The 13,319-nt window shown below is 44.6% G+C and carries 8 protein-coding genes; 3 read left to right on the top strand and 5 right to left on the bottom strand.

Features of this window, described 5'->3' with window-relative positions; genetic code table 11:
• Positions 1-74 precede the first annotated feature (74 nt).
• The 4 genes from phoU to O9X84_RS00095 all read right to left on the bottom strand — a co-directional run bounded on the left by phoU (position 75) and on the right by O9X84_RS00095 (position 5,521).
• A complete protein-coding gene (gene phoU / locus O9X84_RS00110) occupies positions 75-791 on the bottom strand; it encodes a phosphate signaling complex protein PhoU (RefSeq protein ID WP_163105107.1) in 717 nt (238 codons plus the stop codon).
• A 119-nt stretch (positions 792-910) separates the two neighbouring features.
• Positions 911-1,717, bottom strand: a complete 807-nt coding sequence (gene pstB, locus O9X84_RS00105) for a phosphate ABC transporter ATP-binding protein PstB (RefSeq protein ID WP_269517446.1) — start codon at positions 1,715-1,717, stop codon at positions 911-913.
• An 8-nt stretch (positions 1,718-1,725) separates the two neighbouring features.
• Entirely contained in the window at positions 1,726-3,360 is a 1,635-nt protein-coding gene (gene pstA / locus O9X84_RS00100) for a phosphate ABC transporter permease PstA (protein WP_269517445.1), read from the bottom strand.
• Positions 3,353-5,521 carry an ABC transporter permease subunit gene (locus O9X84_RS00095; protein WP_269517444.1) on the bottom strand — a complete coding sequence of 723 codons (2,169 nt, stop codon included), beginning with the start codon at positions 5,519-5,521 and terminating at the stop codon, positions 3,353-3,355. Before O9X84_RS00095 ends, pstA begins: the two co-directional genes overlap by 8 nt.
• A gap of 235 nt (positions 5,522-5,756) precedes the next feature.
• Between O9X84_RS00095 and O9X84_RS00090 the strand changes: the two genes are divergently transcribed.
• The 3 genes from O9X84_RS00090 (at position 5,757) to ppx (ending at position 9,991) form a co-directional block, all read left to right on the top strand.
• Complete coding sequence (locus O9X84_RS00090) at positions 5,757-6,263, top strand: glycine cleavage system protein R (protein WP_269517443.1); 507 nt, start codon at positions 5,757-5,759, stop codon at positions 6,261-6,263.
• A gap of 106 nt (positions 6,264-6,369) precedes the next feature.
• Positions 6,370-8,442 (top strand): polyphosphate kinase 1, encoded by a 2,073-nt coding sequence (gene ppk1 / locus O9X84_RS00085; RefSeq protein WP_269517442.1) that lies wholly within the window; start codon positions 6,370-6,372, stop codon positions 8,440-8,442.
• 16 nt (positions 8,443-8,458) lie between these two features.
• A complete protein-coding gene (gene ppx / locus O9X84_RS00080) occupies positions 8,459-9,991 on the top strand; it encodes an exopolyphosphatase (protein WP_269517441.1) in 1,533 nt (510 codons plus the stop codon).
• A gap of 76 nt (positions 9,992-10,067) precedes the next feature.
• Here ppx and O9X84_RS00075 read toward each other — a convergent pair whose 3' ends face one another.
• Positions 10,068-13,301 carry a S41 family peptidase gene (locus O9X84_RS00075; RefSeq protein WP_269517440.1) on the bottom strand — a complete coding sequence of 1,078 codons (3,234 nt, stop codon included), beginning with the start codon at positions 13,299-13,301 and terminating at the stop codon, positions 10,068-10,070.
• Positions 13,302-13,319 lie beyond the last annotated feature (18 nt).

Genomic DNA, 13,319 nt, shown 5'->3' with positions numbered 1-13,319 from the left:
TTTATGACAACTATATTTCAAAATACACGCTATGCCACGCCACGCGTGCGGTATAGCGATATCTACACCGTCAATTAAGTCAGATCTTCTATCTTCTGATGGATACTTTCAAGGGAGGTATGACGCACGTCAGTTCCTCGTGTTAGGTACACAACATATTCACAGACGTTTTTGCACCTATCCCCTATGCGCTCTAGTGAACGCAATGCCCAAAGCACGTCTAGCCAATCTTGCATATCTTCGGTGATTTTTTCCATCTCGGATGTGGTGTACGTTATCAGCCGTTTGTATTCGCTGTCTATTTGGTTGTCCTGGCGATAAACTTCAAGCGCTGCCGACTCATCTTGACGAGCGAAAGCATCGAATGTGCCGCGCATCATGTCGATAACCTGCTCGCCTATCTTCACCATACTACTTTTTATCGTGTCAGAAGAAGGAAGTTTGTTGCGCGTTACTAACTTTGCAATGCGCTCAATTTCATCCCCCATACGTTCAATATCGGTAATGGCTTTAGAAATAGTCATAATTAAACGTAGATCGCTTGCTGTTGGGTGGCGCTTAGCAATAATTCTCAAGCATTCTTCATCTATTTGAATTTCCATAGAGTTTATTTTTAAGTCGTTCAACACCACTTTTTCAGCAATGGCTGCATGATTGTGCTTAATGGCATACAGCGTATCTACCATCTGCTGTTCTACCTCGCCCCCCATGGTCAACACGGAGTTACGCAAGTTTTCTAATTCAACATTAAATGTACCCGAAATATGAGTATTTAAAGCCACTTGACGCATTTTAGTAACTCCGGTGAACAGCAAACGCGACACACGTAAACGTGGCGCATGGAAACAAAGTAATTTCTAAAGGTAGCGCGCCTTTGCTTATATGGCTAGCGCAAATAGAAAAGCCGTTATTAGCCATATCTACCCGTAATGTAATCTTCTGTTTGTTTTTTCTCCGGCATAGTAAACAGCGTATCGCTATCAGCATACTCCACTAGTTTACCTTGATGAAAAAAAGCCGTGTAGTCGCTTACCCGGGCTGCTTGCTGCATATTATGAGTAACGATAACTATCGTACATTGCTTCTTCAGCGAATCCATCAATTCTTCAATGAAAAGCGTGGTTAAAGGATCAAGTGCCGATGTTGGCTCGTCAAGTAGCAACACTTCAGGTTTTAACGAAAGGGCACGGGCAATCACCAACCGCTGCTGCTGACCACCTGATAAGGTCATTGCAGGCTCAAACAATCGGTCTTTCACTTCGTCCCACAAGGCGGCTTGCTTCAGCGCACTTTCGACAGCATCGTCTAAGTTCCTTCTTACACGCACACCCTGAAGCTTCAATCCGTAGCATACGTTTTCGTAAATACTCATAGGAAATGGATTTGGGCGTTGAAATACCATACCTACTTTGGCTCTCAAGCGTGACACATTGGTTTTTTTACTATTGATGTCTTTACCATCAATAATAACTTCACCTTTGTAATGACAGCCGTCGTATAAATCGTTCAAACGGTTAAAACAGTTGATGAGTGTAGATTTACCACACCCGCTTTGCCCAATTAACGCCGTGACTTTGTTTTTAGGGATCCGCATGGTGATGTCTTTTAATACATGCTTTTCCCCAAACCATAAGTTGAGATCCTTTACCTCAACCGCCGATTGCGCATTCGTTAATTCGTTAACTGGCTGTATATCATGTTTAAACAACTTCAGCATTTCAGCTTTTACCCTTTTAAATACCGTTTTCGAAGGCGTGTTCTAAGTAATACCGCTAAAATATTAAGTACAAAAACCACCACCAGTAATAGCAAGCAGGCGGCGAACATCATGGATGCACTTTTCGCATCGGTTTGACTGTGAAACGCACTGTCATAAATTAACACGCCAAGGTGCATGAATTGTCTATCTAAATGTAAAAATGGAAACTCACCGTCAATAGGTAACGCAGGTGCAAACTTTACTGCCCCCACTAGCATGAGTGGCGCAACTTCACCTGCCGCTCTGGCAATGGCCAATATTACGCCAGTCATAATACCTGGCGAAGCAATGGGTAATATAGTGCGTACAATGGTTTCAATTTTGGTGGCACCTAGTGCATAACTGCCTGCCTTTAACCCTTCAGGCACTCGCCTCAATCCTTCTTCAGTCGCCACAATAACCACAGGAAGGGTGAGAATAGCCATGGTCAACGCAGCCCAAAATAATCCTGGGCTCCCCATGGTCGGCGCAGGCAACGTATCGCTAAAAAATAGGCTATCTATACTACCGCCTAATGTGTACACAAAGAATCCCAGACCAAACACACCATATACAATAGAAGGTACGCCAGCCATATTACTTACACTTACCCGAATAATGGTGGTTAGTGCTGTGTTTGGCGCATATTCACTGAGATAGATGGCCGCCATTACGCCAAAAGGAGTCACGATAATGGTCATCATAAATACCATTAGCACTGTACCGAATAAAGCAGGAAACACGCCACCTGACGTATTCGCTTGTTTAGGCGATTCAGTGAGAAACACAAACACTTCACCAATGGCTACCTGCCACTTCTCAAATCCTGTTAATCGACTAACAAAATCGACACTTTGAATCGTAAATATCGGAATACTAAAGGGCTGCCCGTCGGCAAAGCTCACCGCAAGCTTGTATTGATCTCGCTGAGTTTCAAGTGAACGAACTCGCTGTTGATACTCATTGAACTGAGCTACTAGTTTTTCTCGTGCTGGTGCATCCGCTGCCACATCTCGATTGTCAAAACGAGAGAGTGATTCGTGAATTGGCGCTAAAAACTGTTTGTTTAATTTTGTAATTTCAGCTGAGATGAGTGCTACGGAATCCATTATTTGCGGCAATTTAGCTAGCGGAATATTGGCGCCCTCTGGCGTAACCACATTTTCAGGCACAGCCATTACCTGCCGCCCGTCATTGAGCTTTATCTCGGCACTGTTTTTAGCCAGGTCAATACGCTTGATACGCTCACGCTCAACTAACAATTGCGCCCCGTATGGGTTTAGCGCGTCTGCATACTTGAGCCTAATCTCCGATTTAGCTTCATCATCGAATACATTTGCTAAAAGAGTCTCAACCTGCGGCGTAGTCTCTTTAGGAGCAGCCTCTTTAGACGCAACTTCTTTAGGTAGTACTTGGTCGGTGGCAAGCGCTGGAGGAGATATGGGAGTCAGCGCAACGCTGTATATAGGTTTTGGCCAAAAGTAAGCGCCGCCCCTTGCCGTAATCAACACTAGTACGCTAATAAGGGCAATCAGCAATAGGCCAGTAAAAAAAGCGGATAAACTAATCACCAGCGACTGACGCTGCACCGCATTTAGGCCAGAAAGGCGAAGCTTAACCATGCTCTTTTCTCCTTCCCAGTCGCTGTCGCATAACCTCGGCAATGGTATTTACCACAAAGGTGAATGCAAACAAAATGCAGGCGGTAAAAAAGAGAATTTGATAGTGGGCCGATGAAACATCCGCCTCAGGCAATTCAATAGCTAAATTAGCGGTTAATGCCCTTAACCCTTCAATAAGCCCCCAGCTAGATATGGGGGTATTTCCCGTTACCATAAGCACAATCATCGTTTCCCCAAAAGCGCGCCCGAAGCCCAGCATAATGGCGGCTATGATGCCAGGCAGCGATACGTGCAGCACAACATGCATCAGTGTTTGAAGCCGTGTTGCGCCTAGCGCAAAAGAGGCGTTTTTTAAGTCCTCGGGCACACCGTTTATGGCGTCTTCGGCCAGAGAGTAAATACTGGGTGAAATTGCGACACCTAAAGCAATGGCAACCACAATAGTTGTTTTGCCTATTGGGCTATCCGAACCCGATGCTAGTAAAGCAAAACCATCAACGCCCATGATGGAAAATATAAACTGAGGGGCAAACTCTGAGCTGATAAAGGCAAACAATAGGGTTCCGCCTAGAACAAATACCAACTCGCTACCGTGGCGAATACGCTTTGGTAGGTATTGCGCTGCTTGGCGCTGAACAAGCGACACAATAATAAGTGCAATTGGCACAAAGATAATAAAGAAGGCAACGGAAAACAGAAATTGTTCCGCCTTAGGCGATAGCCATATAGCAGCAATGAACCCAATGAGTACACTGGGGATTGCCTCCAACATTTCAATTGCCGGCTTTAACAGGTGGCGAAGTCTCGCTTTTGCAAAGTAAGCAGTATAAATGGCCGCACCAATAGCAACGGGAATGGCAATAATTAACGCCAGCAAGGAGGCTTTAAAACTGCCAATTAAAAGTGGAGTTAAACTAAATTTAGCCTCTTGATAGTCTGATGCACTGGTGGTTTGCCATACCGTCGCCTCAGTATCGTAGCCTTCATAGTGCTGTGGCTCAAACAATGATGACCACGTGGTAATGCCGCTTAAATTTTTGCCCTGCCATGCCGTTATCGAATTACTGCTTCTTCCTATTAACACATCACCATGCCAGTCAATACTAGAAATAGCCGTGTCACTTAGGCGAGAGCTTATTATCTCCCCGGTAATTCGATTGATGAGCAATAGCGTATTGTTGCTCGTTAGCACTGAAATCAAATTCATGCTGGCATGCTCGGCAATATCTAGCGTTACCTCACCATCGCTTAACACAATTGAGTAAGTCTTTTGAAAGTGTAAGCCCTCGCTGCCTTTACTCAATACCCACCGCGTTAATGCATGGGTGTTGAGGTTGTGCAAAAAGAATGAACGCTGTTTGGCCAAGGGGAATACCAATGCATTACTGCCTGCGTGAGACACATTACTGATAAATGGCTCTGATGCATTAGCCTTATCGTAAAGGCGATGAAGATAAATATCGTTATTTTTATGCAGCAGCATGCTTTCACTGCCAGGCATCAGCGTGACCTGTTCTACACCCGAAAAATGCTTATCGATAAACGTGGTGGGCGCTTTGCGATTAACCCAGCGCACAAAAACACCGCTATCAAGGGTAACCTGCGTCACCACCCACCGATTGGATAATTGAATTTGCCAGTGCTTTTGCCCCTGCCAAACCTTTTTAGGAAGCGCAAACGCAATGGTATTAGACGGAGTGCTTTGCACTACCTTCTTATCTAACAGTTTGTCTGCATTGTAGGTTCGCATAGGAATAACACGTACCTGCCCTGTGGGTGAAATATCAATAATGAAGTTTTCGCCCATTACGCTCATAGCAGAAAGTGTGTGACCACAAGGCTTTGTGTAATCTTGTGTATTCTTTAGCTTACCTTCAGAAAAGGCGAGAAGCCCTAATCGGCAGTTTGCTTTTTCTGCCAACAGCGGTTGTCCGTTAAAGATATCACCAGTGCTAATAATAGATTCATTGTTGGGCACGGTGGTGTGGGTAACTTGCTTAAGCGTAGGCGTGTAGGTAAGCGGTATTGCTTGGCTTATGAGGTGTGAAACTAAAATAACCAGCGTCAGCAACACCAGACCGCCAAAGCCCGTCACTAAAAAGCGAGACCGTCTGTCAGTCCGTTGACGTCTATTGTTTATGCTATCGCTATCGGGAGTCATTCTACTTTTTAGTGTTTATATAATAAAAACCCTTCGCTGTGGAAGAATTTGGAGTAAATTGCACTGGTGAGCAGTGTAAGTTTTGTTATGCTAATAGCAAGCGAAAATTTTTTCGTGCTACATGTTTTAGGCGGTGTGTTTATGGCGCTAATCAAATCATTGAGCGCTAACACAGGCCATTAGCCTGCGTAAGCACGTTCAGCTTATTTCTCAGCCATTCATCAAGGAGTTTTGCATGCAATCTATAGTTATAAACATAATGGGGCAAGACAAGCCTGGGTTAGTCGATTCGCTTGCGAAATGTATTTATACACACAAAGGTAACTGGTTGGGATCAAGCTTTGCACACATGGCGGGCTTATTCACAGGCTTTGTTGAAGTGCATGTAAGTGCAGAGGGAAAACAGCCTTTAATAGACGCCATTGAAGCGTTACCCGACATCACCGTTCAACATGTAGCCGCACTTGGACCTCAAGAAAGCAACGCTGTTAAGTATACCGTTGAAGTAATGGGTAATGACAAACCCGGTATAGTGCAAGAACTGACTAATGTACTTAATCAGTTCAACCTCAACATACTTACCTTTGCCTCACACTGCGAAAGCGCGCCTAACTGGGGTAATTTAATTTTTAAAGCGAAAGCGGAAATTGGTGTACCAGCAGAATTTGACGATGGCGCATTGCAAGATGCCCTTGAAGCTTTGGCGAATGACTTAGTTGTCGACATCACCGCAACGCATTAATGTGAAGATTACGCCGTTTCACCCATTGCCAAGTATTGCATTGTCATCAAAGTGTAATTAACGGATGACAGCCTTTGACCATTTTGTGAGTCTTGAATGAGAAATTATGGATAACAACGTTTTATATTATCCTGCGGAACTGAGTTGGTTAGCTTTTAACGAACGCGTGTTGCAGGAAGCCGCCGATCAAAACACCCCTGCTGTTGAACGTATACGCTTTTTAGGTATTTACTCAAACAACCTCGATGAATTTTATCGCGTACGGGCGGCGGGTGTAAAAAGACAAATCACTATTGCACAAAACGACGGCAACGAAGAAGAAGCCGAGCGTCAGACAGCACTAATGGCTTTGATTCAAAAGAAGGTGGTTCAGCTTTCAGAAAAATTCGATAAAATTCATAAAGAAGTCGTAAAAAGTTTAGCCCGATACAATATACATATACTTCGTAAAAACGACTTAGATGATTATCAGCAGCAGTGGGTTCGCAACTTTTTTATCAATAAAGTACTTCGTCACATTGCGCCTATCATTATTGATAAAAAAACAGACCTATTAAAACGGCTAAACGGCACGTCTGTTTATCTTTATGTAGCCCTGAGAAGAAAAGAGAAAAACACGAAATTCGCAGTCATTCAGGTTCCTACCACTGAAATGTCTCGCTTTATGCTTATTCCCCCAGAAAAAAGTAAAAAGAAAAAGCATATTATTATGCTCGACGACATGATTCAGCTTTGCCTTGAAGATATCTTTCGAGGTTTTATCAAGTTTGACGAGGTAGAGTCATTTTCATTTAAGATGACTCGGGATGCAGAGTACTCCATCAACGATGAGATAGACGAGAGCTACGTTGAGAAGATGTCTGAAAGCATGAAGCAGCGCCTTATTGCAGAGCCGGTTCGGGTTATTTATGACACCGACATGCCAGACGATATGATGCAAGACCTGCGCAAGCGCCTTAAAATTACTAAGCTTGATACCATGCATGCTGCGGGACACTATCGTAACTTTAAGGACTTTATTGGCTTCCCCAATGTGGGCAGGGAATACCTTGAACATACGCCGCTGCCGGCTATTGATAGCAAAGCATTTTCGCAACACAACACCGTGTTTGATGCCATTACAGCCAACGATATTTTATTGCACTATCCTTACCACCGCTTTTTGCATTTCACTGAATTTTTGCGTCAGGCAGCTTTCGACCCTAATGTTCGCACCATACGCATTAATATTTACCGAGTGGCCAGTAACTCTCGCATCATCAACTCGCTCATTGACGCGGTGGATAACGGTAAAAAAGTGACCGTGGTTGTGGAGATACGCGCCCGTTTCGACGAAGAAGCTAATATTGAGTGGTCGAAACGCATGACCGAGGCGGGAATTCGCGTTGTACTTGGGGTGCCTACTCTTAAGATTCACTCGAAACTGTGTATTGTGACGCGAGAAGAACGTGGAACTTTAGTTAATTACGCCCATTTTGGTACGGGTAATTTTAACGAAAAAACCGCTAAGATATACACCGATTACAGCTTGTTTACGCGCAATCAAGAATTAGCTGACGAAGGCGTAGCGGTGTTTGACCTTATTCAATACCCGTATCGCCGTTATAAATTCCAGCATTTACAAATTTCGCCGCTAAACTCTAGAACCAAGATCCAGTCGTTAATTCGTCAGGAAATACAGCATTTAAACCAAGGCTTTGATGCGCAAATAACGTTCAAAATCAACAACCTTGTTGATAAAGAGTTGATTGACGATTTATACCGAGCTAGCCAAGCAGGCGTTAAAATTCGCGGTATAGTTCGCGGTATGTGCTCACTGAACCCAGGCCTTAAGGGAATAAGCGACAACATTGAAATTATTTCTATTGTCGATAGGTTCTTAGAACACCCTCGCGTGATGATTTTTGAAGGCGGCGGTGACCGAAAAGTGTTTATCTCTTCTGCCGATTGGATGACACGCAACATGGACAATCGTATAGAAGTGGGCTGCCCAGTTTACGATAGAACCTTGCAGCAGAGCATTGTTGATATTATGGAGCTGCAGTTTAACGATACGCTGAAAGCGCGCGTTATCAACTCTGAGCAGACGAATAATTATGTGTTGCGCGGTAATCGCAGAAAGGTGCGCTCTCAAATAGAAATATACGACTACCTTAAACAACTTGAAGACAACCTGTAGGATAACCTAATCACTAATGACTGAGCATGAATCCATCTTTGACGGTGTAGAGTCCCGGGAAGTAAGTAAAGTCGCCGCGCTAGATATTGGCTCAAACAGCTTTCACCTTGTCGTGGCGAGAATTGTAGCGGGATCTGTTCAAATTCTTCACCGCGTTAAACAGAAGGTACGACTTGCCGAAGGGCTCGGCGACGATAACATTTTGTCAGATGAAGCCATAGATCGTGGTCTTGCCATGCTCAAGGTTATTGCCGAGAGCCTAAAGGGGTTCGAGCCCGATTCAGTTAGAATTGTGGCCACACACACGCTGCGTAAGGCCAAAAATGCAAGAAAATTTATTCGCGCAGCAAAAGACGTGCTGCCATACCCTATTGAGGTTATCTCAGGGGTGGAAGAAGCGCGCTTAATCTACTCCGGCGTTGCCCACACTAATCATGCCGATGGCCAGCAACTGGTGGTCGATATAGGTGGTGGCTCAACGGAGTTTGTTATTGGCAAAGGGTTTAAGCCTTTACTTTGTAGAAGCTTGCAAATGGGGTGTGTAAGCTACACGCAGAAATTTTTTGCTAACGGCGAGCTTAAGCGCAGCGCGTTTAATAAGGCAATAACCAGTGCCGCTCAAGAGCTTGAGATGATAGACGTTAAGTATCGCAAGCTTGGCTGGGTGCAGTGTGTTGGCACCTCGGGGACTATTCGCTCTTTATTTACACTATGTCAGCAAGACAAAACTAACGAACATGATATTCCCGTCACACTGAAAGCCTTGCGCAGCCTTATGGACCAATTCATTGATGCGGGGCATGTTGATAAGCTGGACTTTCCCAATTTAAGCGAAGATCGCCGTGTAGTAATAGCCGGTGGTATCGCTATTTTAATTGCAGTGTTTAAGGCTTTAAATATTAAAGCACTTGTTTACTCCCCTGCTGCATTGCGCGAGGGCGTGCTTTACCAAATGGAAGACGAGCTTCATCACGCTGATATTCGCGGAAGAACGGCCAGTAGCTTGGCAACCCGTTATGATGTGGATACCTCGCAAGCAACTATGGTGTTAAATACCTCGTTAATGCTACTACAAAAAGCTGAAAAAGCATGGAAGCTCAAAGGCCAAGACTTTAAAAATATGCTGGGTTGGGCAGCGCTGCTGCACGAAGTGGGCATACAAATTAATTCCCGCGGCGTGCAGCGTCACAGTGCCTACATTCTCGCTAATGTTGATATGCCCGGCTTTACTCAAGAGCAGCAGTTATTGTTAGCCACACTCGTGCGTTTTCATCGCAAAAAAATACGCATTAGCGACTTGCCTAACTTTAACCTTTTCGACAGCGACGCCGTGAAGCGCCTTATTGCACTGCTAAGGCTGGGGGCGTTACTTAATTTAAAACGACAAGAGCAATTCTTGCCAGATATGACCATTGACGTTACCCCATCATCATTATCGTTGCGCTTTCCTGAAGGTTGGCTTGAAGAAAAGCCCATTTTATCTGCTGACTTAGCCAGTGAGAGCCAGCATTGGCAAGCGCTAGATCTAACGCTATTGATTAATAGTTAGCGGGATTTTTAATCAAGGTATTCAGTAGCTAGCGAAAGTGCTAGCTACTTTCTTAATTTAAGGGTGTGGCGCAACATTACCCTTTAATCGCAGGAGTCGAAAACTCCGGTGGTTCGATAGATTTGGGAGAGGTTTGTTTCAACTGCAGCAGCAATTCTTTCACCGCTCTTTGTAACTGTGGATCATTGCCTTTTGCTAGAGAACGAGCGTCTTGATAAACAGGTATATCCGGAGCAATTCCTTTATTTTCTCCCACCCATTCGTTATTGATTGGGTCAAAAACGGCATTGTCTGGTGCGGTAAGCGCGCCGCCATCGACCAAACTGTAGTGGACAGAGGATTTTACTACGCCCCCCCAAGTTCGAGCGCCTATGAGTTTACCGACTTTTTGCTGGCGAAAAGCCCATGGAAAATAGTCACCACCAGAACCCGCAAGTTCATTTATTAACAACACTTTAGGGCCTTTGATACCCGCGGGTAAAAGCAAAGGCTGACCATTGGGAACTTCATTAGTGATAGCCGCTCGCAACTCACGCTTCATAAGGTCGACCATATAGTCGTCTAGCAAACCACCGCCATTAAAGCGTTCATCAATCACTGCGCCCTGTTTATCTTGCTGAGCAAAATAGTAACGATTAAAAGACACAAATCCTTGATTCGAGGTATTAGGAACCCAGATATAGGCGAGTTTGCCGTCAGATAATTTATCAACCAATCGTCGGTTATCCTCTACCCATGCACGTTGACGAATACCGCGCTCACTGCCAATCGGTTTAACAATAACTTCCCTCGCATCGGCAAAATCAGTTGAATCACTTACATGTAGCACTGTTTGCTGATCTAAGGTGCCATCTAAATATCGATAGAAGTTATCTGCGCTGGTAAGCTCTTTGCCATTAATACCAAGTACAAACTGGCCTTGTGTAACGTTTAACCCTGGCTGGTCCAGCGGTCCTTTTAAGTCAGGATTCCAACTTTCAGCGGTAAAAATACGCGACAGTTGCCACCGGCCCTGCTTCGCAATCAAATCTACACCCAAGAGCCCTGCCACTGACTTTTGAGTTTCTGGGTAATCGCCGCCAAAAACAAAACTATGCCCTACGGATAACTCGCCGTTTACCATATCAAGTAAATACGTTAAATCTGCGCGATGCTTTACATGGTTTACTAATGGCTCGTAACGGCTAAACACCTCGTTCCAGTCACGGCCATGCATATTTTTATCATAAAAATAATCTCGCTGGTAACGCCACGCCTCAACAAACATTTGACGCCATTCTTTTTTCCGATCAAGGCTCATCATCAGTTTGATGTTTAACGGCGCTTCAAGCTTTGCCTCTTCACCGCTGGCATCAACAACAAACCAGCTTTCACCTTTTTTAAGCAATAGTTTTTTAAAGTCTGCCGAAATACTCGCTGACTCAATGCCATCAACAAAAGGGGCGGATTTTCCTTTTTCCAAGTTAAATTTTACCAAGGCTACTTGTTCGTCTTCAGACGTTGCAAAGAACACTTCACCTTTTCCCGCACTCAACACAAAATCATAGGGGCCAGCAGGCATTGGGAGGGGTAATATACGTCGTTCTATATTAGTAAAATCAATTTCAACGTTAGTTTCTTTATCTTCTTTTTTATCATCTATACCTTCATCGCCACTGTGCGTCGCTGTATTGGTTTCTTCTTCATCACTCTTAGGAGCAAACGGTGACACTTGATCAGCTAACAGGCTAACAAGGTAGGGTGCATATTCCGGTTTGGAAGACATGGCACTGGTATTCGCCCAACCACTATTCAATCCATAATCCGTACTAGCAAGAAAATACAAATATTTACCATTTTGATCCCATGCAGGTGATAAAGAATTGGCGAACTTATTAGTTAGGAAATGGGTTTGTTCACTATCAAGGGTATGCACTTTAATTTGCTGAAAACCATTTGCAGCCGTTTTTACATAGGCCAATGCACTCGAATCTGGTGACCATGTTAGGTCGTTATATCCGCGCTCAAGGTTGGTGCCTCCTACGTCGATTGTTTTTAGATTCTGGGTAGCTAGCTCGATAATACGAATGCGGACGTCGTCATCAACAAATGCAATATAGCGTCCGTCAGGCGACCAGGTAGGCTCCCACGCCATTTTTGACTCTCCGATAGGCATTGCCTTAACAGGCGATATACCATCTTGGTCTTGCAACATTAACCGATAACCTTGCTCTTGATGATCAGAAAACCATGCAATTTGATCGCCTTTAGGTGACCATATTGGTGCTCTGTCGGCGGCACCTGAGCTTTGGGTAATATTGCGCACACTACCGTTTTCTAAAGGTATGGTGAAAACTTCACCGCGTGCTGCCATTAATGCACGCTTGCCTGTTGGTGATAAAGAAGCCGCCCGCACTTTGTCGCTGACATTTTGCCATTTGGTTTCAGCCCAAGGATAATCACCGACTAGAGTGATTGAGAGTTTCTGGGTAGTTTCAGACACTATGTCGTAACGATACAAATCACCATTTTGTTCGAATACTAATACCTCGCCATTACTGGCTAATTGCTTAATATCGGCGTTTTTAAATTCGGTTATCTGTTTCAGCTCTTTGCGCTTTACTGAATATTCCCAAACATTTGAGACCCAGTCTCTATCAGAAAGGAAATAGATTTTGTCACCTACCCATACAGGCTCTACATCGATGGTCGAATCATTATTGATCATCGTCTCTTGAAGGTTTTTCAAATCAACTATAACCAAGGGGGTATTTTGACCGCCGCGATAATTACGCCATTCTGTATCCCACCGCGCCATGCGGTCTATGACTAGATGCTTGCCATCGTCAGAATAATCGCCGTTAAACGCCCACTGTGCCAGTGCCAATTTGGCGGGCCCGCCAGCGGCAGGAACCGTCCACAACCGATTGATAGGGCGTGGTGCAGTATCTCTGCCTGATGTAAACAGCACCTGTTGGCCATCCACAGTCCAACCTCGAACCGAGCCTCCTGAAGCATGCCATGTCAAACGTTTAGCCTGACCGCCTGCTGTAGGCATTACATACACGGAGTCCGTCCCTGAACGGTTAGATGAAAAAGCAATATGCTGACCGTCTGGCGAAAACTGAGGGTGACTCTCTACAGCAGCGGTACTGGTTAGGCGTTGACTGTTTTGACCATTCAAATCGGTTAACCAAATATCACCTGCATGAGTAAACGCAATGTGCTGTTCACTTACTGCTGGCTGCCGTAGCAACCGCGTTTCTTGGGCATTTAAGTAGGTAGATAACACGGTGAGTTGAAGTATGACGATACTGAGCATGAGCTTCATAAGCCGCAGTTCCTTGTA

Source organism: Alteromonas sp. BMJM2, assembly GCF_027257845.1.
Lineage (GTDB): Bacteria > Pseudomonadota > Gammaproteobacteria > Enterobacterales > Alteromonadaceae > Alteromonas.
This window is presented reverse-complemented; position numbering and strand designations above follow the sequence as displayed.